Consider the following 24,351-nt stretch of genomic DNA (forward strand, 5'->3'; position numbering starts at 1 on the left):
CCTCAAGCCCCGCCCAACTCATCCCCCATCTCTCTCGCCCGCGCTTCTGCCGCGAGCGCGCCGCGCACGATCGCATCCTTCACGCCTTGCGCCTCGAACGATGCGAGCGCCGCCGCCGTCGTGCCGCCCTTCGACGTCACGCGCTCGCGCAGCACGCTCGCCGGCTCGCCCGATTGCGCGGCCAGTTGCGCCGCGCCGGTGAAGGTCGCGACCGCGAGCGCGCGCCCTTGCTCCTCATCCATACCGAGCTGGCGCGCGGCTTCCTGCATCGCTTCGATGAAATAGAACACGTAGGCCGGGCCGCTGCCGGAGATCGCGGTGACGGCGTCGAGCTTCGCTTCGTCGTCGAACCAGACGGCCGTGCCGACCGCTTCCAGCACTTGCGACGCGAGCGCCTTCGCCGCATCGGTGACGCCAGGCAGCGCGGCGAGCCCCGTCACGCCCATGCCAATCAGCGCGGGCGTGTTCGGCATCGTGCGCACGATCTGCGCGTAGCCGTTCAGCCAGCGCGAAAGATCCGTCGCGCGAATGCCGGCCGCGATGCTGATGATCGTCTGCTTCGACAGATGCGGCGCGAGCGCTTCGGCCACGCTCTTGAGCACTTGCGGCTTCACCGCGAGCACGATCGCGTCGTAGCCGGCGAGCGCTTCGTCGACAGCCGCGCCCGTCGCGATGCCGAACTGCTTCGCCGTGCGCGCGCGCGCTTCGTCGTTGATGTCGATGGCATAGATGTCAGCGGGCGCCGTGCCGCGCTTGATGAGACCGCCGATGAGCGCCGCGGCCATGTTGCCGCCGCCGATGAATGCAATTTTCATGGTTGATGACGAAGTCAGTTGGTGTAATTGCGCGCGCCGAAAATCGCGGTGCCGATGCGGACCATCGTCGCGCCTTCGAGCACGGCCGCTTCGAGATCGGCGGACATGCCCATCGAGAGCGTGTCGAGATCGAGGCCGTCGGCGCGCAGCGCGTTCATCAGTTCGCGCAGGCGCGCGTGCGGTTCGCGTTGCGCGTCGAGTGTTTCGGCGGGTTCGGGAATCGCCATCAGGCCGCGCAGACGCAAGCCCGGCAGGGCGGCGACCGCATGCGCGAGCGCGGCGGCCTCATCCGGTTCGACGCCGCTCTTCGATGCCTCGCCGCTCACGTTCACCTGCACGCATACGTTGAGCGCGGGCGCGCTTGGCGGACGTTGTGCGGAAAGACGTTCGGCGATCTTCAGGCGATCGATGGAATGCACCCAGTCGAACTGCTCGGCGACGACCTTCGTCTTGTTCGATTGCAGCGGCCCGATGAAATGCCATTCGATTTCGCCGCGCAGATCCGCGAGCTCGGCGATCTTCGCGATGCCTTCCTGCACGTAGTTCTCGCCGAACGCGCGCTGGCCGGCTTCGAAGGCGGCGCGCACGTCGTCGGCGGGAAAGGTCTTGGACACGGCGAGCAGCTTGACGGAATCCGCATCGCGCGACGCTTCGTGCGCCGCCTTCGCGATGCGTTGCCGGACTTCTTCGAGATGTTGGGCGATGGACATGCTTGAGGCTCGGGACGGTCGAGCCGCTCATTATACGAAGCGGCCTCAACCGTACAGCAGATGTTCCAGCAGTTGAATCCAGTGCGTGACGGGCGTCGACGTGCCGCTTTGCAGATGCGCGATGCAGCCGACATTCGCCGACACGATCATCTGCGGTTCCAGCTTTTCCAGCCGGTCGAGCTTCTGATTGCGCAGCGTGTACGAGAGCTTCGGCTGCAAGACCGAATACGTGCCCGCCGATCCGCAGCACAGATGGCTGTCCGCAGGCAGGCGCACTTCGAGGCCGAGCGCGGTCAGCAGATGCTCGACGCGTCCGCGAATCTGCTGCCCGTGCTGCAGCGTGCACGGCGGATGAAATGCGACCGTATGCACGCCGCGCCGCCGCGCGAGCGCGACCAGCTCTTCTTCGTACATCGGCAGGATTTCGGCGAGATCGCGCGTGAGATCGACGATCTTTTGCGCCTTCGCCGAGTACGCCGGATCGTTGCGCAGCAGATGCGCGTATTCCTTGACGGTCGCGCCGCAGCCCGACGCGTTCATCACGATCGCCTCGACGCCGTTTTCGACATACGGCCACCATGCGTCGATGTTGTTGCGCACGTCGTCGAGCGCGTCGTCGTTGTAGCCGAGATGCAGGCGGATCGCGCCGCAGCAGCCCGCGCCCGGCGCCGTGACGATCTCGATGCCGAGCGCGTCGAACACGCGCGCCGTCGCGGTGTTGACGTTGGGCATCATCGCCGGCTGGACGCATCCGGCGAGCATCAGCATCTTGCGTTCGTGCTTGTTGGTCGGCGCGGCGAGCGGGCGCTCGGGCAGCGGAATCTTCGCGCGCAGCTTGCGCGGAAGAATGCCGCGGAACTGCTGACCGAGCTTCATCGCGGGCGTGAAGAGCGTGCTGTTCGGCAGGAAGCTTGCGAGCAGACGCCGTTGCAGACGCTGACGCATCGGCCGCTCGACCTTTTCTTCGACGACCTTGCGCCCGATCTCGACGAGCTTGCCGTATTGCACGCCGGACGGACACGTGCTTTCGCAATTGCGGCAGGTGAGGCAGCGGTCCAGATGCAGTTGCGTGCTGCGCGTGACGGGCGCGCCTTCGAACATCTGCTTCATCAGATAGATGCGCCCGCGCGGCCCGTCGAGCTCGTCGCCGAGCAACTGATACGTCGGGCAGGTCGCCGTGCAGAAGCCGCAGTGCACGCACTTGCGCAGAATGGCGTCGGCTTCGTCGCCATCGGCCGTGCCGCGGATGAAATCGGCGAGATTGGTTTGCATCGATGCGCCTAGAAGTCTGGATACAAACGCGCGCGATTGAAGATGCGCGCCGGATCGAACGCAACTTTCAATCCACGGTGAATTTTCATGAGCGGCGCCGGCAGCGGCGTGAAAACGCCTGCATTGCGATCGTAGGCGGAGCCGGCGCGGAAGATCGTCGCGTGGCCGCCCGCCTGTTTCGCGCTGATGCGCACGGTTTGCGGATCGGTGTCGGTGATCCACCAGCGTTGCGCGCCGCCCCATTCCATCAGTTGCGCGCCCGGCAGATGCAGCGGCTCGGCGATCGACGGCAAAGCGAGCCGCCACAGCGCCGAACGCGGTTCGATGACAGCGAAGAACGGATCGGTCTGTTCGCGCATGCCGATCCAGAATCGGTCGGCTTCGACCGCATCGACGACCTCGCCGCCGAGCGTGTTGCGCGCGGTTTTCACGGCGGCTTCGGCGCCCGCGAGACGCAGCGCGAGCGTGCCGTCGCGCCACGCGCTGCCGCAGATCGGCAGCGGATGCCCGCCCCATTCGTTGAGCTTGCGCACGCCGTCTGTCGCGTGCATGTCGAATTTCAGCGTGGCTTCGGCGACGGGGCGCGGCAGCACCTTGATCGACAGTTCGAGAATCAGGCCAAGCGTGCCGAGCGATCCGGCGAGCAGGCGCGACACGTCATAGCCCGCGACATTCTTCACGACTTGCCCGCCGAAGTGCAGCACTTGTCCGTGGCCGTTCATGACGACCGCGCCGAGCACGAAGTCGCGCGGCGCGCCGGTCCATGCGCGTCGCGGGCCCGCAAGCCCCGCGGCGATGCAGCCGCCGAGCGTCGCGTTGCGCCCGAAATGCGGCGGCTCGAACGGCAGCATCTGATTGTGCTCACGCAGCGCGGCTTCGATTTCGGCGAGCGGCGTGCCGCTTCGAGCGGTGATGACGAGCTCCGCCGGATCGTACGCGATGATGCCGCGATACGCCCGCGTGTCGAGGATCTCTCCCTGGAGCGTTTGACCGTACCAGTCCTTCGTGCCGCCGCCGCGAATACGCAGCAGCGTGCCGGTTTCTGTGGCCCGGGCGATCCTCTCCGACCAGCCGGCGACGACGTCGTCCTGTTCCATGGGTGTTCCGCTCTCGAATTCTGGTTTTCTATGGCAGTCCGGTCGATTGTACCGGCCGCTTAACGGCGCCACACGCGGGGAAACGTGGATAGCGGAACGCGTTCTCCCGGCTAGAAGCGCGGCAACTCGGGGTGCGGCAACAGGCCGCCGCGCACGTGCATCTTGCCGTATTCGGCGCAGCGCGCGCGCGTCGGAATGCCCTTGTCGGGGTTGAGCAGACCCGGCGGATCGAACGCGCGCTTCACGGCGAAGAACGCGTCGCGCTCTTCGGGCGAGAATTGCACGCACATCGAATTGATCTTCTCGATGCCGACGCCATGCTCGCCCGTCACCGTGCCGCCGAGTTCGACGCACGCCTCCAGGATGTCGCAGCCGAACGCTTCCGCGCGATGCCACTCGTCAAGATCGTTGCCGTTGAAGAGAATCAGCGGATGCATGTTGCCGTCGCCCGCATGGAACACATTGATGCAACGCAGCGCGTACTTCTTCTCCATCTCTTCGATGCGCGCGAGCAGCGGCCCGATCGCGCGGCGCGGCACGGTGCCGTCCATGCAGTAATAGTCCGGCGAGATGCGGCCGGCCGCCGGAAACGCGTTCTTGCGGCCCGACCAGAACTTGAGGCGCTCGGCTTCTGAACGCGAGATCTGGATGCGCGATGCGCCGTGTTCGCGCAGCACCGCCGTCATGCGGACGATTTCCTCGGCGACTTCATCGTGCGTGCCGTCGGATTCGCATAGCAGGATCGCGGCGGCGTCGAGATCGTAGCCCGCGTTGACGAATTCCTCGACGGCGCGCGTCGCGGGCTTGTCCATCATTTCGAGTCCGGCCGGGATGATGCCCGCCGCGATGATCGCGGCAACCGCGTTGCCGCCTTTCACGACATCGTCGAAGCTCGCCATGATGACTTGCGCGGTCTGCGGCTTCGGAATCAGCTTGACGGTGATCTCCGTGACGATCGCGAACATGCCTTCACTGCCGATCATCACCGCGAGCAGATCGAGGCCGGGCGCATCGGGGCCGAGCGAGCCGAATTCGATGACATCGCCGTCCATCGTCACCGCGCGCACGCGCAGGACGTTGTGAACCGTGAGCCCGTATTTCAGGCAGTGCACGCCGCCCGAGTTTTCGGAGACGTTGCCGCCGATCGTGCACGCAATCTGCGACGACGGATCGGGCGCGTAGTAGAGGCCGAACGGCGCGGCGGCTTCCGAAATGGCGAGATTGCGGACGCCCGGTTGCACGGTCGCCGTGCGCGCGTACGGATCGACCTCGATGATCTTCCGGAAGCGCGCGAGCGACAGCACGATGCCGTGGCGGATCGGCATCGCGCCGCCGGAGAGGCCGGTGCCCGCGCCGCGCGGAACGATCGGCACGGCGAGACGCGCGCAGATCTGCACGACGCGCTGCACCTGCGCTTCAGTTTCAGGCAGCGCGACGGCGAGCGGCAAACGCCGATACGCGGCGAGGCCGTCGCATTCGTACGCGGCCGTGTCTTCCTCGCGAAAGAGCAGACAGTGCGTCGGCAGCACGGCCATCAGCGCCTGCACGACTTCACGCTGACGCGCGGCGAGCTGATCTTCGGTCAGCGCGGGCGCGTCTTCGTGCGGCAGATTCGGCGACATCTGCTCGGCTTTGAGCTCGTCGGGTGCGTTCACGTCTCCTCCTTGTTCGATGACCGCGCGGTCGGCGCCGCGTCTTCATGCGTGCATCTTGCGCGACTTCGTCAGCCTTCGAAAGCGAAGATTTTCCCCGGATTCATCAGATTCTTCGGATCGAGCGCCTGCTTGATGGCCCGCATCGTGTCGACGGCGTCCTCGCCGTGTTCGTCGATCAGAAAGCCCATCTTGTGCAGCCCGACGCCGTGTTCGCCGGTGCAGGTGCCGCCCATCCTCAGCGCGCGTCCGACGATGAGCCGATTGATGCGCTCGGCTTCTTCGAGCTCTTCGGGCTTGGCCGGATCGAGCAGCATCGCGACGTGGAAATTGCCGTCGCCCACATGCCCGACGATCGGACTCGGCAAGTACGAGCCTTGTAGGTCCTTCTCCGTTTCCTCGACGCATTCGGCGAGGCGCGAGATCGGCACGCAGACGTCGGTCGTGACGGCGCGGCAGCCGGGCTTCAGTTGCAGCATCGCGAAGTAGGCGGAATGGCGCGCGTTCCAGAGACGGCTGCGATCTTCGGGGCGCGTCGCCCACTCGAAGTCCTCGCCTTTGTTTTCCGCGACGATGTCCTGCACCGTTTGCGCCTGTTCCGCGACGCCGGATTCGGTGCCGTGGAATTCGAAGAACAGCATCGGCGATTCGCGCAGCGTCAGATTCGAATGCTTGTTGATGGCGCGCACGGCGAGCTTGTCGACGAATTCGACGCGCGCGATCGGCACGCCCATCTGAATGGTTTCGATGACGGCGCGCACGGCGTCGCCCATCGACGGAAACGCGCACACGGCCGCCGAAATCGCTTCGGGTTGCGGATAGAGGCGCACGGTGATTTCGGTGATGACGCCGAGCGTGCCTTCCGAGCCGACGAAAAGACGCGTGAGGTCATAGCCCGCCGACGATTTGCGCGCGCGCGTGCCGGTTTTGATGACGCGGCCATCGGCGAGGACGACGGTGAGCGCGAGGACGTTCTCGCGCATCGAGCCGTAGCGCACGGCGTTGGTGCCGGAGGCGCGCGTCGCGGACATGCCGCCGATGCTCGCGTCCGCGCCCGGATCGATCGGAAAGAAGAGGCCGGTGTCTTTGAGCGCTTCGTTCAGTTGCTTGCGCGAGATGCCGGGCTGCACGGTGACGGTTAGGTCTTCGGCGTTGATCGAGACGACCTGGTTCATCTCCGACAAATCGATGGAGACGCCGCCTTGCACCGCGAGGAGATGGCCTTCGAGCGACGAGCCGTTGCCGTAGGGGATGATCGGGACGTCGTGTTCGGCGCAGAGCTTGACGATGGCTTGCACTTCGTCGGTGCTGCGCGCGAAGACGACGGCATCGGGAAGTTGCGGATCGAACGGCGATTCGTCGCGGCCGTGGTGTTCGCGCACTGCTTGCGCAGTGGAGACGCGGTCGGCGAATTGCTGCTTCAGGGCATCGAGAAGCGCGGCGGGGAAGGGGCGTTTCTGAAGCGCCTGATGTTCGGTGGGGTGATTCACGTGCGTGTCTCCGGGCGGTGCGGCTTTGGTTTCTGTTCTGGGCGTGGCTTTCTATCTCATTTTACGCCGTCGGGGAGCCGGTCGGCGCCGCGGGCTTCGCGCGGAGGCGCGTGCCTATAATGGGTCGGGGTTTTTGTCCGCTTTTCAGGAGTCGATGATGGGTCACCGCTTGAGCAAGATCGCCACGCGTACCGGCGATGATGGAACGACCGGGCTGGGCGATGGAAGCCGCGTTTCCAAGGACGATGCGAGGATTGCTGCAATCGGGGATGTGGATGAGTTGAATTCGTGTATCGGCGTCCTTCTGTGTGAGCCGATGCCTTCAGATGTGCGCGATGCTTTAACTCGGATCCAGAACGATTTGTTTGATTTGGGCGGGGAGTTGTCGATTCCGGGACATTCGATGATTCAGGAATCGCATCTCGCTCAATTAGACGCGTGGCTGGAGGAGTACAACGCGACATTGCCGCCGCTCAAGGAATTTATTTTGCCGGGTGGGTCAAGGGCGGCGGCGCTGGCGCATGTCGCGCGCACTGTCTGCCGTCGGGCAGAGAGGGCTATTGTCGCGTTGGGGCGCATTGAAACTGCTGGGGTTAATGAGGCGCCGCGGAGGTATGTGAATCGGTTGTCGGATTTGATGTTCGTACTGGCGAGGATCTTAAACCGTGCTGACGGTGGCGAGGATGCGTTGTGGCGGCGCTAGGTCTTGAGCATGTACGTACCTCGTTACCAGTTCATCTATCGATTCCTGAAGCGGAGCGGGCGAATCAACTGAATGCTGATTTGCGTTTCACCTATGCGGAAATACTTGGCATGTTAGCTTCGCGGGGCAGTGAGCGTTTTTCTCAGATTGGCTGGGTCTTGTTCAGTCAAGAAAAATTCTTCGGCCTTGTATCGTTGAAGGCAAATATTAATGTTGCACTCTGCCAAGATTGCCGAAAATCAACTCTCCGGACAGTTGAGTCGCGCATAAAAATCAAACTGTACGAAGATCATGCGATTTATTTAACTAACTTTAAGGCGCGATTGAGGCATCAGATCCCGGTTTGAAAAAGGATCTTTAGGCGAGGTGCGAATTATTTTTTTCCGCACCTCCGCAAAATTAGAGTTACTAGTTTCCTCCACCCCTCACAACCCGCCGCTGCTTCACCGCTTCCGCCAGTCCTTCAAGCACGCCGACACTCTCATCCCACCCGATACAGGCATCGGTAATACTCTGCCCATACGTCAACTCGCACCCTTCCTTCAAATCCTGCCGCCCGGCAACGAGATGCGATTCCACCATCACGCCGACAATCCGCTCATCTCCAGCCGCAAGCTGCTTACCAATATCCTCACAGACCGGAATCTGATTTTCATGCTTCTTCGAGCTATTAGCATGACTCGCATCGATCATCAGACGCGCCGCCAACCCCGCCTTCCCGATATCCGAGCAAGCCGCATCCACACTCGCAGCATCATAATTAGGCGCTTTCCCTCCGCGCAAAATAATATGGCAATCCTCATTCCCCGCGGTAGAAACGATCGCCGAATGCCCGCCTTTGGTCACTGAAAGAAAATGATGTGGCTGCGAAGCCGCTTTGATCGCATCGACGGCGATCTTTACATTTCCGTCAGTGCCATTCTTGAACCCAACAGGACAGGACAGCCCCGAAGCCAATTCCCGATGAACCTGCGATTCCGTCGTCCTAGCCCCAATCGCCCCCCACGAAATCAAATCGGCGATGTACTGTGGGCTAATCATGTCGAGGTATTCAGTCCCAGCCGGCAGCCCAAGCTCATTGACATGCATGAGCAATTCCCGCGCAGCCCTCAATCCATCATTAATCTTGAAGCTGTTATCCATATACGGATCGTTGATGAGCCCCTTCCATCCAACGGTGGTACGCGGCTTTTCGAAGTACACGCGCATCACGATCTCAAGCTCACCCGCAAAGCGACGACGCTGCTCGATCAGCCTCCCCGCGTATTCCATAGCGGCCTTGGGATCATGAATCGAGCAAGGCCCGATGATGACGATCAGCCGGTCATCCATCCCATGAAGAATGCGGTGCATCGACTGCCGCGCGTTATAGATCAGCTCCGAAACCGGCTCGGCGCAAGGGAATTCGCGGATCAGATGCGCGGGCGGGGTCAGCTCTTTCAGTTCACGGATACGAACGTCATCGGTATTGTGCGGGGGCATGTCGGTTCTCCAGCGGCAGCGTGCGAATCAAACTATGAGACGAAAAAAAACCGCCAGACTCGCTGGCGGTTTTTTCGGGAATTCGGTTTGTTCAACCTGTGTACGACTCACCCTCTCGATCCGCCAGCGGTCTGAGATGCCAAAAGAAATAAAAATAAAACTTGGCGGACATGATGGATCGAAAAAGAAACCGGACGTCGGTCGAAAAAAGTTGTGACTGCTTTTATAACCTCAAACGTGCAGCGCTGACAACCCTGCACACGCAAAAACGCGGACAATCCGCATCGAACGAAACGAAGACGCTACGTCCACGCCCGATCGATGCGGAAATCCCGCATGCACGCGGTGGGCGATCAGACCGTGCCGCCGACCGTCATCTTCTCGATGCGCAACGTCGGCTGACCGACGCCCACCGGCACGCTCTGTCCTTCCTTGCCGCAGACGCCGACGCCGCTATCCAGCGACATGTCGTTGCCGATCATCGTCACGTACTTGAGCGACTCAGGCCCGCTGCCGATCAGCGTTGCGCCCTTCACCGGATACGTGATCTTGCCGTTCTCGATCATGTACGCCTCGGACGCCGAGAACACGAACTTGCCGTTGGTGATATCGACCTGACCGCCGCCGAAGTTCACCGCATACAGGCCGTTCTTCACCGACGCCAGAATCTCCTGCGGATCCTTGTCGCCGTTGAGCATGTACGTGTTGGTCATGCGCGGCATCGGCAGCGCGGCGTACGATTCGCGGCGCGCGTTGCCCGTCACCGGCATCTTCATCAGGCGCGCGTTCAGCGAATCCTGAATGTAGCCCTTGAGAATGCCGTCTTCGATCAGCGTCGTGCACTGCGTCGGATTGCCTTCGTCGTCGATATTGAGCGAGCCGCGCCGATTCGGCAGCGTGCCGTCATCGACGACGGTGACGCCCTTCGCCGCGACCTGCTCGCCGATGCGTCCCGCGAACGCCGACGAGCCCTTGCGGTTGAAATCGCCCTCCAGGCCGTGTCCGACCGCCTCGTGCAGCAACACGCCGGGCCAGCCCGGCCCGAGCACGACGGTCATCGCGCCGGCCGGAGCAGGGCGCGCTTCGAGATTGACGAGCGCGGCATGCACGGCATCGTCGACGTACTTCTGGAGGATCGCGTCGGTGAAATAGCCGTAGTCGAAACGCCCGCCGCCGCCGCCGGTGCCGATTTCGCGCCGGCCGTTCTGCTCGGCGATCACCGTCACGGAGACGCGCACGAGCGGGCGCACATCCGCCGCGAGCGCGCCGTCGCTGCGCGCGACTAGCACGACATCGTATTCGCCGGCCATGCCGGCCATCACTTGCGTAATGCGCGGATCTTTCGCCCGCGCCATTTGCTCGACGCGTTCCAGCAATTTCACCTTGGCAGTGGCGTCGAGCGAATGCAGCGGATCGGCGGCGAGATAAAGATCGCGGCCCGACACGCCCGTAAGCGTGCTCGCCGGCTTGATCTTGTGCTTGCCGCCGCCCGCCTTGGCGATCGCGCGCGTGGCGATCGCGGCCTGACGGATGGATTCGGGCGAGAGGTCATCGGAATACGCGAACGCGGTGCGCTCGCCCGACACGGCGCGCACGCCGACGCCCTGATCGATGCTGAAACTGCCCGATTTGACGATGCCTTCTTCGAGACTCCACGCTTCGCTGCGCGTGGACTGGAAATAGAGATCCGCGTAATCGACGCGATGCGTGAAGATTTCCGCCAGCGTGCGGGTGATCAGGCCTTCGTCGAGGCCGTAGGGCGTGAGCAAAACGTCCTTCGCCGTGACCAGGTTACGAATGCCGGGTTCGATGATATTCATGCGGTGCCTATTGCGTGTTCTGTGACGAGTTCGATGATATTTGCAGACGATTTGCAGCCTATTCTACGTTCCGATTCGCTCACATCATGTGCGGGGAGAAACCCGCGTCTTCAAGTTCGCGCGCGCTTCAACGGAGCACGCGATGCCGGTAAGCCGGCAAACTCTGTCGCACGGCGGCGATGCGCTGCAGATCGATGCCGCCGATCACGACGCCCGGTCCTTCATCCTTCACATCGACGATTTCGCCCCACGGATCGATCAGCATGCTGTGACCCCACGTGCGCCGTCCGTTCTCGTGATTGCCGCCTTGCGCCGCCGCGAGCACATAACACTGATTCTCGACGGCGCGCGCCGTGAGCAGCGTCTGCCAGTGCGCGCGGCCGGTCGTGTAAGTGAACGCGGATGGCACGACCATCAGCGCGCAATCGCCGAGCTTTCGATACAACTCCGGAAAGCGCAGGTCGTAGCACACCGACAATCCCACGCGTCCGAACGGCGCGTCGAATGAGCGCACTTCGTTCCCCGGACAGATCGTGCGCGCTTCGTCGAACGATTCCTCGCCCTTTTCGAAATTGAACAGATGAATCTTGTCGTAGCGCGCGACCTGCTGTCCGCGCGGATCGAAGACGAGCGTCGTGTTCATCACGCGATCCGGTTCCGGCGACTGCAACGGCAACGTCCCGCCGATGATCCATACGCCGTGTTCGCGCGCCGCGTCGGAAAGGAACCGCTGGATCGGCCCGTCGCCCGGCGTTTCGCGGATCGCGAGCTTATCGGTGTCCTTGAAACCCATGTAGCAGAAATATTCGGGCAGGAGCACCAGTTGCGCGCCGCTTCGCGCAGCCTGGGCGATAAGCCGTCCGGCGTCCGCGAGATTCCGGTCGCGATCCGGCGCGCTGACCATCTGCAGCGCGGCGACCTGAAACGGGGCCGCGCTTTCGCTCGATCTTTCGCTCATGTCTTGGGTGCGCTGTCTAAAAAGGGGACGAAAACCGCGCCGCCGAACGCCCGTTTCAGCGGGCAGCGGCCGGAGCCACGGCGGTGGGGGGTGTTTCGATCTTACCCTGATCGCCAGTGAGCCGCTTAACGACGGGTTTGCTCCACGAGCCGGTGATCGAATAGTCGAGCGCGAACGCTTTCTGAATCGACGCCGACAGCGCGAGATCGGCGGCGAGCGCGCCGAGGCCGAGCAGCGGATTGATGACCGCCGCGCCCAGTGCGACCGCGCCGGCGCCGACGGTCGGAATCACCTTGACGTGGAGGTCTTGCGTCTGCTTCGGCATATCGACGATGCCCTGCATCTGCACGCGCGCCGGCGACGTGACCATCAGGAAGTCGTCCGTGCGGCTGATGCCATCGACGATCGTCGCGTTGCCGGTGATCTTCTCGAACGGCAGGCCCTTGCCGACGACATCCTCGAAATGCAGCGTCAACAGGCTCGCGAGACTGCGCAGGCTGAAGACGCCGAGCCACTTCGCCGAGCCCGGCGCACGCAGAATCTGCCCGTGACGCAGATCGACGGCGACGTTGCCATCGAGCGTGTTCACGTCGACGGCCGTCGGCCCGCCGTTCCACGCCGCGTGACCCGACACGGTTCCGCTGCCCGAACCGACCACGTGCGGCGCGCCGAAACGGTCGATCAACTGGCCGCCGTTCTTCACGTCGAGCTTGAAGTTGAGCGACGTGCGGCGCGGAGTGACGTCATCGGCCTGACTGCGCATCGCGTCCGGTTGCGCGGCGGCCTGCACGACGCCGCCCGGCAGCGTGCGCCACGTCGCGTTCGCGGTGAGCGTCGCGTCGGGGTTCGCGAGTTCGAGTTTGTCGAGCGTCCAGATCGGCTCATCGGCGATGACTTCGTTATGTGCGTCGACTTCGAGCCGGCCGAGGTCGTGGTCGCGGAACACGATCTCGTTCACGATGAGATCGATCGTCGGCATGTTGCGCGGCGGCTTCATCACGAGCTTGCCGGCGGCATCGTGCTCCTTCTTCTCCGGAATCACGATCTTCGCGAAGCGCGCCTGCAACGCGCCGGGGCTTTCCTTCTTCGCGCCGGGCGTCCACGAGACATCGCCCGAAATCTGATTCGACGCGATGTTCGCTTGCCATGTGCGATCGGTCTCGCTTTCACTCGCGGCAATCGCGACGTTCTCCCAGCGCCGGTCGAGCAGATTGAGCGTCGTGAAATGGATGGCGGCGCGCGTTGGGATGAATTGCTTCACGTTCTCGCTCATCGGTGCGCGCGGCGCGTTCGCGTCGGCGGGCGAGTCGGCGGGCGAGTCAGGCATCGCGGCGCTGAGTTCGGCGAAAGTCTTGCGCCAGGCATCGGCATCGAATTCGTTCAGATCGGCGGTCGCGCTCACGCCTTCGGCCGGCAAATCCGCTGGCTTGTTCAGGCCGATCGCGCCGCGCACGACCTTCACGCGCGCGCGCATGTTCATCGGCTCGGCGACGTTCTGCGGATCGATCTTGACCTGAGCCTTGCCGATCTGCTGAAACACGTAATGCGCGGCCACCGGGCCGACGTTCAACTGCGCGTCATGCAGATCCGGCGCGCCGCCCGATGATGGCTGGAAGCTGAAGGTGAGCGGCATCGGCGCGCCTTTCGCCTTGCCGAACGGCGCGGGCAGATCGATGCCGAGTCCGGTCAGATCCGAACTCGCCTGCACGACCGGCAGCGCGTTCTTGACGCCGTGAACGTGCATCTCGTAAGGCGCGGCGCCGTCGATGCGCTTCATGAAAGCCGCGACCTGCGGCGTCATCGGCTTGTTGAGGCGGCCCGCGGCATCCGCGCCGATGCGTCCGTTCACGTCGAACGCATAGCTGCCGTCCGCCTGCACGCCGCCCTTGGCGCGCACATCGCCGCCGAGCAATTGCGCCGAGAGGCCATTGAGCGTGACGGTTTTCGCGGCGAAATCGGCACGGCCGCGCAGATGCGAGAGCGGCGGCAGATTGGCGTACCTGACTTCGTTGTCGGCGAAGGTGAGCGAGCCTTTGTACTCCGGCTTGATCGGCGGCTGCGGCGCGGGCGGCCGATAGCGCGGAATGCCGAGCGTGAGCGCGAGATCCGCGTTGCCTTTTGCGTCGATCTTGCGGGTCGCGTGCTTCGCCATCAGGCCGAGCGAGCTGTCGTCGACGTACTTCAGCATGTCGGCGAGCGGGCCGCGCGCCTTGCCGTCGATCCACAGCTTGGTTTCGCGATTGCCCGTATCGTCGATGCGCCCGACGACCTTCGAGACCTTCACGCCACGATAATGCCCGCGGCCGATATCGAAGCCGAGCTTGTTCTGCGCGAGCGTGAACGTCCCGTCGATACCCTCGAACGCCGGCCAGAAGTTCGGCAGGCCGTTGGCCATCTTGCGCGGCGGGAAGGGCGTGGGATCGAACTTGCCGCCGGTGAACGGCGCCTCGATGCGGAAGATGCCCGCATCGGGAAATTTCGCGTACGGAAAGCGCGTGAGATCGCCGTGCACTTCGATCGTCCCGTTCTTCGCGACGCCCGCCTGCAGCGCATGGCCGAGATAGACGCGCGCGCGCTCGTTGAGGCTCGTCGGCAGATAGCGCACGAGACTCGTCACTTTCAGATGCGAGACCTTCGCCTTCAGATCGAGATTGCCGCGCCCGTGGCCCTGATTCCAGTAGTCCGCGGTGGCCTCGCCTTCGGCATCCGCGTTCTTCACGCGCAGCGTCTCCAGATGCAGCGTGAACGCGCGGCGCAGTTCGCCGGGCGCGATCGCATCGGCGACGGTCCAGCGCGCGCGGCCTTGCAGCGAATCGAAGACGAGGCGCGGATCGTCGAACGCGCCGGGAACGGTGACGGCGACGTTCTTCGTGTCGATCGTGATGTGGCCGCCTTTCTCGTTCGCGTCGACGCTGCCCCACAGATTCTCGACGCCCGGAATGCCCGCGCGCGGATGGTTGTTGATCGTGAGCCCGGGCGGCGGCTCCTGCGCCTGCACGCTCAGGCCGTTGAGATCGCCCTTGAACGCGTAGTGCAGAAGCGGCGCGTCGCCTTTCTTGCGCTGCTGCTGCGCTTCTTCCTCGGTCTTCGGCGCGGCGCGCTCGGTGTAGATCGTGTAATCGGACACCTGGCCGCGCGGATTGAAGCGCACGAGCTCGTTGAGAATCTTCGCCGGCAGCGGCAGCGCGCGCGCGAATTCCGCGAGGATGCCGATATCGACGCTATCGCCCGTCAGCCGCAGCAATTGCCCCTTGCCGACCGAAGGCAGCCGGTACGTGGCCGTCAGCGCGCGCGACACGAGCAGACGCGCGACCGGCGTGCCGTCGTCGAGCGGCAACTGGCCGAACTCCGCGTGCAGGTCGCGCAGATCGAGCGTGTACGCGTTGTCCTTCTTGTCGATGTTCCAGTTGAAGCTGGCGATCGGAAGATCGAGGCGCGGCTGCGTCGGGCGCGTGCGCAGCGCGACGTTCGCGCCGGTCAGGTCGCCGGTCGCGTTCTGCAATTGGCCGCCCGCGAAGTTCAGCCAGATCTGGTTGTTGATGCGGCCGCTGTACATCTGGAACGGCAGCTTCACGTAGCGCGCGAGCGTCGGCAGATCGACGGGACCGGTCGAAACGTAGAGACGGCCGGTCCAGTTCGCGGGCGCGCCCATCGCCGAGAAGGGTTGATGACGGAAGTCCGCGCGGAAATCGAGCGGGCCGTGCAGCACGTCGCCATCGGCGGGCGCCTTGAGCGCAAGCCGATGACGCGCGCCGTCGTTGACGATCGCGAGGTGCAGGCGCTTGAACGCGATCTCGGGCGCGGCGCGCTGCGCGTCGCGCCAGCGCAGCGTGCCATCGCGCAGAAGAATGCGGTCCTGGCCGAGCAGCCAGGTCGTGAATGCGTTCGAACCGGTGCGATGCGTGGGAATCGGCACGCCCGCGACAGTAACCGCGCCATCGGCGTTGCGCGCGATGATGACATCGGGTCCGTCGACGGTCAGATCGGCGAGCTTGGGCCGCAGATGCAGCAGCGATCCCCACGCGATGCTCGCGCTCGCGTGCGGCACGGCGAGGCCCGGCGAGCCATCGGCGGCGTCGATGCGCAGGTTGTCGATATCGATCGTCGGCGAGAGCCCGGACCATCGCGCGGAAATCCTGCCGATGCGCAACTGGGCGTGAATCTGCGATGAGACGAGTTGCTCGATCCGCGGCCGGAACGAATCGACCTGCGGCATGACGATATAGCGCAGGCCGACATACACGCCCGCCACCGCGAAATACGCGATGGCCGCAATGACGAGAAGGAATTTGAAGACGCGCGCAAGCACGCGCTCGGCGTTGCCGCTGGGCCTGGCTTGTCCAACTTCGGTCGGGTCGACGGATCGTCTGCTGTCGGACATGCTGCTGCTGTTCGGCGATATGGTAGTTTTGCGTGTTTGACGCTGAAATGTAACACGGGCATTGCGGCGACGGCCGCTGCCTGCGCACTCGTGGAGGCTCGCTGAGCCGCGCCCGGCAAGACTTGCGGCGCGGTGTTATACCGCGATGCCTTTCCGGAAGCAATGAGCGAACCTAACCTTTCATGACCGACGCAACTCTTCTCAGTTCCGATTATTCCAACTATGCGGCGCGCGCGTACTCGGCGCGTCCCGAACTGGCGTCGAATGTCGCGCAATGGGCGCAGACGCGCATCACGCGTGGGTGGATCGAAGCGCGGCTGGACGCGCACTGCACGCCTTGCACCGAAAGCGGCGTGCTCGATGAAGCCGCGCTCAAGACCGCGTTGCGCCGCTTGCGGACCGAAGTCTTCTGCACGGTGATGGAGCGCGATCTCGCGGGCACCGCCGATGTCGCCGAAGTCACCGGCGCGATGACCGATCTCGCCGAAGTCACGGTGCAGCGCGCGCTGGCGGTGCTGTCGGCCGATCTCGAAGCGCTCTTCGGCGAGCCGCGCGGACCGGACGGCGAGCGGCTCACGCTCGGCGTCGTCGGCATGGGCAAGCTGGGCGGGCGCGAGCTGAACGCATCGTCGGATATCGATCTGATCTTCGTCTACGAAGAGGACGGCGAAACCTCGGGCGGCACGCGCTCGGCGCTCCCGACGCAGGAATTCTTCACACGGCTCGGCCGGCGGCTGATCGGCGCGCTCGCGGAAATGACGCAAGACGGCTACGTCTTTCGCGTCGACATGCGGCTGCGTCCCAACGGCGACTCCGGCCCGCTCGTGTGCAGTCTCGGCATGCTCGAAGAGTATTTCTACGTGCAGGGCCGCGAATGGGAGCGCTACGCGTGGATCAAGGGCCGGCTCATCTCGGAGACGAAGAGCGATTCGGCGAAGCGTCTCGCGAAGCAGCTCGAAGCCATCGCGACGCCCTTCATCTACCGGCGCTATCTCGATTACGGCGTGATCGCCGCGATCCGCTCGCTGCATCAGCAGATTCGGCAGGAAGCGCGGCGGCGCGCGTCGATGCGCCCCGACAAGGCCGACGACATCAAGCTCGGGCGCGGCGGCATTCGCGAGATCGAATTCAGCGCGCAAGTATTTCAGTTGATTCGCGGCGGACAGGCAGCGGATTTCCGCATTCGTCCGACGCTCGCGGTGCTCGAACGCGCCGCCGCGCATGGCCTGCTCGCGCCGCAGGTGTGCAAGGCGCTGTCCGACGCTTATCTCTTTTTGCGCACGGTCGAGCATCGGCTGCAATACCGCAACGATGCACAGACGCACGCGATGCCCGTCGCCGACGACGAGCGCGCGTTGCTCGCGAAATCGCTCGGCTTCGCGGACTACGCCGCGCTGATGGAAACGCTCGACGCGCATCGCGAGCTCGTCGAGCAGCAGTTCGACGCGATCTTCGCCGACAAGGTGAGCGGGCAGGGCGGCTGCGGCGTCGCGGAGGATTCGGTGGCGTCGTGGATCTGGAGCGGCGCGCTCGCCGACGATTCCGCGCAGGAAGAGCTCGCCGCGCGCCTCATGGAACTCGGCTTCGCGGACCCGGCGCCGGTGCTCGCACGTCTGACGGGCGTGTGGAATTCGGCGCGTTACGCCGGCTTGCCGTCGCAGAGCCGCGAACGCTTCGATATCGTCGCGCAACGCTCGATAGAAGCCGTGCAGTCGATCGATGCGCCGCGCCGCGCCGACACCATCATGCGGCTTTTCGATCTGCTCGAAGCGACGGCCAAGCGCGGCGCGTATCTCGCGCTGCTGACCGAATATCCGGCGGCGCTCGCGCGCGTGCTCTCGGTGCTGTCGGGGTCGCGCTGGGCGGCGGGCTATCTGATCCGCCATCCGCAATTGCTCGATGAATTGCTCGACGACGAAGCCATCGCCAGCCCGTTCGACTGGGCCGCGTTCAAACGCTCGCTGATCGCACGGCTCGATGCCGCCGAGGACGCAGAACATCAAATGGATCTGCTGCGTCACGCGCATCAGGCCGAAGTATTTCGCATTCTGCTGATCGATCTCGCCGGGCATCTGAGCGTCGAGCACGTGAGCGACCGTCTCTCCGAACTCGCCGACGCCGTGCTCGACGTCACCGTGCAGACCGTGTGGAAGCAGTTCCCGAAGCGGCATCGCGAGACGCCGCGCTTTGCGGTCATCGCGTACGGAAAGCTCGGCGGCAAGGAACTGGGCTACGCGTCGGACCTCGACCTCATCTTTCTGTACGACGATCCCGACGACGCGGCCTCCGACATCTACGCGATGTTCACGCGCCGCCTCATTACGTGGCTCACGTCGGCGACGGGCGCGGGCACGCTCTTCGACGTCGACTTGCGTCTGCGGCCGAATGGCGAATCGGGCCTGCTCGTGACCGACCTCGCATCGTTTCGCCGCTATCAGATTCGCGAGGGCGACGCGGCGAACACGGCGTGGGTCTGGGAGCATCAGGCGCTTTCGCGCGCACGCTACAGCGCGGGCGATGCCGAAATCGGCGCGGAGTTCGAGCAGATTCGCGCCGACGTGCTCGTCATGGAACGCGACGCGGCCGCGCTCGCGCGCGAGATCGTGTCGATGCGCCAGCGCGTCGCCGATGGCCATCCGAATCGCAGCGACCTGTTCGATCTGAAGCACGATCGCGGCGGCATGGTCGATATCGAGTTCATCGTTCAGTACTGGGTGTTGCTGCACGCGCGCGAGCATCGCGAGTTTCTGCGCAACGCGGGGAATATCACGCTGTTGAAGATCGCCGCGAAAAGCGGATTGATCGCCGAAGCAGAAGCCGATGCGATCGGCGCGGCGTATCGCCAGTACCGCAAGCTGCAGCACACGCTGCGGCTCGACGGTATGGAAAAGGCGCGCGTCGATCCGGCCACGGTTCAGACCGAACGCGACGCGGTGACGGCGCTGTGGGACCGCGTGTTCGCAGTGGCGTCGGCGGGCTGACGCGGATGCTTAAGCCGCCAGCATTTCCTTCGCGTGCTTGCGGGTGGTCGCGGTGATTTCGAGACCGCCGAGCATGCGCGCGACTTCTTCCACGCGTTTTGCGCGATCGAGTTGCTTTACCGTGCTCACCGTGCCGCCCGCATCGTCCGACGATTTCGCGACCTGGAAATGCTGATCGCCACGCGCGGCCACTTGCGGCAAGTGCGTGACGCACAGCACCTGACGGTCGCGGCCGAGCTGATGCAACAGACGCCCGACCACTTCCGCGACGCCGCCGCCGATGCCCGTGTCCACTTCGTCGAAGATGAGCGTGGGCGTCGGACTCGCCGTGCTCGCGATGACGGCGAGCGCAAGACTGATGCGCGCCAGTTCGCCGCCCGACGCGACTTTCGCGAGCGGCCGCAGCGCGACGCCCGCGTGTCCCGCGACGCGGAATTCAATCTGCTCCAGCCCGTTCGCGCCGCCTTCGGCGAGCGGCACGAGCGCGACCTCGAAGCTGCCGCCTGCCATCGACAGTTCCTGCATGCCTTCCGTGACCGCTTTCGACAGATTTTTCGCGGCCTTCGCGCGCGCCTTGGACAGCACCTTGGCTTGCGCGAGATATTCGCTCTTCGCTTTATCGGCGGCGGCGTTGAGCGCATCGAGATCGGCGGCGGCATCGAGTTCGGCGAGCTGGCGGCGGCGCGCGTCGTGTTCTTCCGGCAGCGTTTCGGGTTGAAGGCGGAACTTGCGCGCGGTCGAGTGCAGTTGCTCCATGCGTCTTTCGACTTGCGCGAGCCGGTCAGGATCGAGCTCCAGCCGCTGCGCGTAGTGCGATAGCGAATACGACGCTTCCTGCAACTGGATTTCCGCCGGTTCGAGCGACGCGAGCACGTCGTTCAACGCGGGATCGATATCGGACAGGCCGCGCAGCTTCGAGATGATGGCGCCGAGCTGCGAGATCATCGCTTCGTCGGATTCGGAGAGCGCGCCGAGCGCACCCTGCACGCCGTCGATGAGACTCGCCGAATGCGACAGCCGATGATGCTCCGCGCTCACTTCTTCCCATTCGCCGGGCTGCGGCGCGAGCTTGTCGAACTCGCTCAGTTGCCACGCGAGACGCTCGCGTTCCAGTTGCAGCTCGCGGTCGCGATTCTGGGCGGTCTCGACGGCTTGCTGCGCGTCGCGCATCGCGCGCCAGGCACGATTCACCGCGCCGGCCGTGTCGAGCAACTGCGCGTGCGTGTCGAAGAGTTCGCGTTGCGCGTCCGGTCGCATCAACAATTGATGCGCGTGCTGGCCGTGGATATCGACGAGCATTTCGCCGACTTCGCGCAACTGCGCGAGCGTCGCGGGCGTGCCGTTGATGAACGCTCGCGAGCGGCCGCCCGAATCGATCACCCGCCGCAGCATGACCGAATCGGCGTCCTGCGTGAGCGCGTGTTCGTCCAGCCAGCGCACGACGAGCGGATGCGTCGAAAATTCGGCGGTGATGTCGGCGCGCGCCTGACCGGCGCGCACGACGCTCGCGTCGCCGCGCGCGCCGAGCGTGAGCGCGAGGGCGTCGATGAGGATCGACTTGCCCGCGCCGGTTTCACCCGAAAAGACCGTGAAGCCTGGATCGAAATCGATATCCAGCGTGGCGACGATGACGAAATCTCGAATGGAAAGATGACGGAGCATGGACGCTTCGGGGAAGGAAGTTCTGGCAGATCAGAGAGCGGACGAATCCTGCGACGGATGCTCGTTCCAGTGCAGCTTCTTGCGCAGCGTGGCGTACGTGCTGTAGCCGACCGGATGCAGCACCGGCACCGTATGCTTCGAGCGCCGCACTTCAATCGCGTCGTTCAGTTCGACGGCGGTGAACGACTGCATGTCGAAGTTCACGTTGACGTCGCGACCGCCGATGATCTGAATGGTCACTTTCGAATCGTCGGGCAGCACGATCGGCCGGTTCGACAGCGAATGCGGCGCGATCGGCACGAGCACGAAGCCCTGCAATTGCGGATGCAGGATCGGCCCCGCCGACGACAGCGCGTAGGCGGTCGAGCCGGTCGGCGTCGCGACGATCAGTCCGTCGGAACGCTGGTTGTACATGAAGTGGCCGTCCACCGACACGCGCAGCTCCGCCATGCCGGAGAAGCCGCTGCGATTCACCACGACGTCGTTGAACGCGAGCGCGTGGTAGATCGGCTTGTCGTTGCGCACGATGCGCGCTTCGAGCAGGCTGCGCTCCTCGCGCTCGAACTGGCCGGCGAGCATTTGCGGGACGATTTCCTGCATCGCCTTGAGCGGAATGTCGGTGATGAAGCCGAGCCGGCCATGATTCACGCCGATGAGCGGTGTTTTATACGGCGCGAGCTGCCGTCCGATGCCGAGCATCGTGCCGTCGCCGCCGAGCACGATTGCAACGTCCGCGCGCGCGCCCATCTCCGCGATGGAGAGCGCCGGGAACTCCGTCACGCCGACGTCCTTCGCGGTGCCCGCCTCGAAGACGACCTCGAAGCCCTGGCTTCTGAGGAGATCGGCGAGCGATCTCAGCGGCGCCTCGATGCCCGGCGTGTTGGTGCGCCCCACGAGGGCGACGGTCTTGAATTGGCCAATTTCCATGCCGGCATTACACCATAGTCAGAGAGCGAAAAGAACCGTGGGCGATGGCCGCCGGGCGCGCCGCGACGAGACCGTGCGGCATGACGCGGGCAGGCTCGCCGTTTGTCGCTAGAATGGAGCGGACGTTGAATGCCGACCACCCGGCGCGGCTCGCCGCTATCCGACACGTTGAGCTAAAATTTCCCCATGCTAGACCCACGTGCACAAACCCTCCTCAAAACGTTGATCGAGCGCTACATCGCCGAAGGTCAGCCGGTCGGTTCGCGCACGTTATCACGTCATTCGGGCCTCGAACTGAGCCCCGCGACGATCCGCAACGTCATGTCGGATCTCGAAGACCTCGGGCTGGTCGCGAGCCCGCATACGTCGGCGGGACGCATTCCCACGCCGCGCGGCTACCGGCTCTTCGTCGACACGATGCTGACTGTAGAAGCACCGCAAGACGAGGCCATGACCACCGCGGTCAAGACTCGCCTGCAAGGCGAGGAGCCGCAGAAGATCGTCGCGGCGGCGGCGAGCGTGCTGTCCAATCTGTCTTCGTTCGCGGGCGTCGTGCTCACGCCGCGCCGGAGCCACATGTTCAAGCAGATCGAGTTCATGCGGCTGTCGGACAAGCGCATTCTGCTCATCATCGTGACGCCCGAAGGCGACGTGCAGAACCGCATGATGGCCACGCAACGCGACTATTCGCCTTCGCAACTCGTAGAAGCCTCCAATTACATCAACGCGCATTTCGCGGGCCTGTCCTTCGACGAAGTACGCCGCCGTTTGCGCGAGGAAATCGATCAGTTGCGCGGCGACATGACCGCGCTCATGCAGGCGGCCGTGGTCGCGAGCACCGCCGAGACGGACCCCACTGACACCGTGCTGATTTCCGGCGAGCGCAACCTGCTCGAAGTGGCGGACCTTTCGTCCGACATGGCGCGGCTGCGCAAGCTTTTCGATTTGTTCGACCAAAAGACGAGCCTCCTGCAATTGCTGGATGTATCGAGTCACGCGCAAGGCGTGCAGATTTTCATCGGCGGAGAAAGCAATCTCGTGCCGATCGAGGAAATGAGCGTCGTGACGGCGCCATACGAGGTCAACGGGAAGATCGTCGGCACGCTCGGCGTGATCGGCCCGACGCGCATGGCGTACAACCGCGTGATTCCGATCGTCGATATCACCGCGCGTTTGCTGTCGATGTCGCTCAGTCATCAGTGACGCCATCTTGGCGCGCCGCGAAAGAGCGCGCCACTAGGCCGTTCGGCCAATGATGCGTCCGGAAACGCGCCGCTATAATGGTCCTCAACTTTTCCGACGACCATCTTCAGGCTCGCTTCCCTTATGCGTTTCGACCTCGAGTTGCCCTCGCAGCCCAGCGCTTCGCATCGCGTCGCGGTGCTGCTGATCAATCTCGGCACGCCGGACGCGCCCACGCCGCGGGCGGTGCGCAAGTATCTGGCGCAATTCCTGTCCGATCCGCGCGTCGTCGAAATTCCGTCATTCGTGTGGCAATTCATTCTGCGCGGCCTGATCCTGCCGTTTCGCGGGCGCGCATCGGCGAAGAAGTACGCGCAAGTGTGGATGCCCGAAGGCTCGCCGCTGCGCGTGCATACGGAAAAGCAGGTCGACGGCTTGCGGCGGCTCTTCGCGGCGAACGACTATCACGTCATCGTCGACTATGCGATGCGCTACGGCACGCCGGGCATCGGCGCGATGCTCAATCAGCTGAAGCTCGAAGGCGCCGACCGCATTCTCCTGTTGCCGATGTATCCGCAATACTCGTCGTCCACGACGGCCACCGCGTTCGACGACGCGTTCGCCGCGCTCAAGCGCGTGCGCAATCAGCCGGAAATCCGCACGATCCGCCATTACGCCGATCATCCGGCGTATATCGCGGCGCTCGCGGAGCAGGTGCGCGACTATTGGCGGCATCACGGCCAGCCGGATTTCGCCGCGGGCGACAAGCTCGTGCTGAGCTTCCACGGCGTGCCGAAGCGCACGATGGATCTCGGCGATCCGTATCACGACCAGTGCCAGCTGACCGGTTCGTTGCTCATGGCCGCGCTCGGGCTTACGCCGGTCGAATGCCGCGTGACGTTCCAGTCGCGCTTTGGGCGGGCGGAGTGGCTTCAGCCGTACACCGCGCCGACGGTCGCGGAGCTCGGCGCGGGCGGCGTTTCTCGTGTGGACGTGTTCTGTCCCGGCTTCACGGCGGATTGTCTCGAGACGATCGAGGAAATCGGCATCGAGGTGCGCGACGAATTTCTGAAGGCGGGCGGCAAGCATTTTCACCGGATTGCCTGCCTGAACTCAGCGCCCGCGTGGATCAAGGCACTGGGCGAGATCGCCGCGCAACATCTTCAGGGATGGCCCGTGCAGACTGTGCAGCCGCTCAGCGCAGTGGCCTGAGCGCGGC

Annotated in this window: 17 protein-coding genes; 5 read left to right on the forward strand and 12 right to left on the reverse strand. The window is 64.3% G+C overall.

Annotated elements, in window-relative coordinates; genetic code table 11:
* Nucleotides 1–2: 2 nt before the first annotated feature.
* The 6 genes from proC to NCT05_RS02995 form a co-directional block, all read right to left on the reverse strand.
* Complete coding sequence (proC, locus tag NCT05_RS02970; protein WP_250456592.1) at nt 3–815, reverse strand: pyrroline-5-carboxylate reductase; 813 nt, start codon at nt 813–815, stop codon at nt 3–5.
* 14 nt (nt 816–829) lie between these two features.
* On the reverse strand, nt 830–1,525 hold the full coding sequence (locus NCT05_RS02975) for a YggS family pyridoxal phosphate-dependent enzyme (RefSeq protein WP_034470643.1): 696 nt from the start codon (nt 1,523–1,525) through the stop codon (nt 830–832).
* Nucleotides 1,526–1,570: 45 nt separating this feature from the next.
* On the reverse strand, nt 1,571–2,797 hold the full coding sequence (gene glcF, locus NCT05_RS02980) for a glycolate oxidase subunit GlcF (RefSeq protein WP_008351491.1): 1,227 nt from the start codon (nt 2,795–2,797) through the stop codon (nt 1,571–1,573).
* Nucleotides 2,798–2,805: 8 nt separating this feature from the next.
* Entirely contained in the window at nt 2,806–3,894 is a 1,089-nt protein-coding gene (gene glcE / locus NCT05_RS02985; protein ID WP_008351489.1) for a glycolate oxidase subunit GlcE, read from the reverse strand.
* 110 nt (nt 3,895–4,004) lie between these two features.
* On the reverse strand, nt 4,005–5,516 hold the full coding sequence (locus NCT05_RS02990; protein WP_033536577.1) for an FAD-linked oxidase C-terminal domain-containing protein: 1,512 nt from the start codon (nt 5,514–5,516) through the stop codon (nt 4,005–4,007).
* Between the two features lie 101 nt (nt 5,517–5,617).
* Nucleotides 5,618–7,036 (reverse strand): FAD-binding oxidoreductase, encoded by a 1,419-nt coding sequence (locus tag NCT05_RS02995; protein WP_034470645.1) that lies wholly within the window; start codon nt 7,034–7,036, stop codon nt 5,618–5,620.
* A 157-nt stretch (nt 7,037–7,193) separates the two neighbouring features.
* On the opposite strand from NCT05_RS02995, the gene NCT05_RS03000 reads away from it, so the two are divergent.
* On the forward strand, nt 7,194–7,739 hold the full coding sequence (locus NCT05_RS03000) for a cob(I)yrinic acid a,c-diamide adenosyltransferase (RefSeq protein ID WP_008351484.1): 546 nt from the start codon (nt 7,194–7,196) through the stop codon (nt 7,737–7,739).
* Nucleotides 7,727–8,086: a hypothetical protein gene (locus tag NCT05_RS03005; RefSeq protein ID WP_250501719.1), complete on the forward strand. Its 360-nt coding sequence runs from the start codon at nt 7,727–7,729 to the stop codon at nt 8,084–8,086. Before NCT05_RS03000 ends, NCT05_RS03005 begins: the two co-directional genes overlap by 13 nt.
* A gap of 61 nt (nt 8,087–8,147) precedes the next feature.
* Here the strand turns inward: NCT05_RS03005 and aroG are convergent, their stop codons facing one another.
* The 4 genes from aroG to NCT05_RS03025 form a co-directional block, all read right to left on the reverse strand.
* Nucleotides 8,148–9,221: a 3-deoxy-7-phosphoheptulonate synthase AroG gene (gene aroG, locus NCT05_RS03010; protein ID WP_034470648.1), complete on the reverse strand. Its 1,074-nt coding sequence runs from the start codon at nt 9,219–9,221 to the stop codon at nt 8,148–8,150.
* A gap of 353 nt (nt 9,222–9,574) precedes the next feature.
* Nucleotides 9,575–11,041, reverse strand: coding sequence for a metalloprotease TldD (gene tldD / locus NCT05_RS03015; RefSeq protein ID WP_008351481.1), 1,467 nt, complete (start codon nt 11,039–11,041; stop codon nt 9,575–9,577).
* A 127-nt stretch (nt 11,042–11,168) separates the two neighbouring features.
* Nucleotides 11,169–11,999 carry a carbon-nitrogen hydrolase family protein gene (locus tag NCT05_RS03020; RefSeq protein ID WP_175979809.1) on the reverse strand — a complete coding sequence of 277 codons (831 nt, stop codon included), beginning with the start codon at nt 11,997–11,999 and terminating at the stop codon, nt 11,169–11,171.
* 55 nt (nt 12,000–12,054) lie between these two features.
* Nucleotides 12,055–16,380 carry a YhdP family phospholipid transporter gene (locus tag NCT05_RS03025; RefSeq protein ID WP_250501720.1) on the reverse strand — a complete coding sequence of 1,442 codons (4,326 nt, stop codon included), beginning with the start codon at nt 16,378–16,380 and terminating at the stop codon, nt 12,055–12,057.
* Nucleotides 16,381–16,562: 182 nt separating this feature from the next.
* On the opposite strand from NCT05_RS03025, the gene glnE reads away from it, so the two are divergent.
* Nucleotides 16,563–19,361: a bifunctional [glutamate--ammonia ligase]-adenylyl-L-tyrosine phosphorylase/[glutamate--ammonia-ligase] adenylyltransferase gene (gene glnE / locus NCT05_RS03030; RefSeq protein WP_175979811.1), complete on the forward strand. Its 2,799-nt coding sequence runs from the start codon at nt 16,563–16,565 to the stop codon at nt 19,359–19,361.
* 9 nt (nt 19,362–19,370) lie between these two features.
* On the opposite strand, the gene recN is transcribed toward glnE, so the two are convergent.
* Both recN and NCT05_RS03040 read right to left on the reverse strand, forming a co-directional pair.
* On the reverse strand, nt 19,371–21,023 hold the full coding sequence (gene recN, locus NCT05_RS03035; protein ID WP_250501721.1) for a DNA repair protein RecN: 1,653 nt from the start codon (nt 21,021–21,023) through the stop codon (nt 19,371–19,373).
* Between the two features lie 30 nt (nt 21,024–21,053).
* Nucleotides 21,054–21,950, reverse strand: a complete 897-nt coding sequence (locus tag NCT05_RS03040; protein ID WP_008351476.1) for an NAD kinase — start codon at nt 21,948–21,950, stop codon at nt 21,054–21,056.
* 186 nt (nt 21,951–22,136) lie between these two features.
* Between NCT05_RS03040 and hrcA the strand changes: the two genes are divergently transcribed.
* Both hrcA and hemH read left to right on the forward strand, forming a co-directional pair.
* Nucleotides 22,137–23,153, forward strand: a complete 1,017-nt coding sequence (gene hrcA / locus NCT05_RS03045; protein WP_008351475.1) for a heat-inducible transcriptional repressor HrcA — start codon at nt 22,137–22,139, stop codon at nt 23,151–23,153.
* A gap of 123 nt (nt 23,154–23,276) precedes the next feature.
* Nucleotides 23,277–24,344: a ferrochelatase gene (hemH, locus tag NCT05_RS03050; RefSeq protein ID WP_008351474.1), complete on the forward strand. Its 1,068-nt coding sequence runs from the start codon at nt 23,277–23,279 to the stop codon at nt 24,342–24,344.
* Nucleotides 24,345–24,351: the final 7 nt, after the last annotated feature.

The organism is Caballeronia sp. AZ7_KS35, from assembly GCF_023631045.1.
Taxonomy (GTDB): domain Bacteria; phylum Pseudomonadota; class Gammaproteobacteria; order Burkholderiales; family Burkholderiaceae; genus Caballeronia; species Caballeronia zhejiangensis.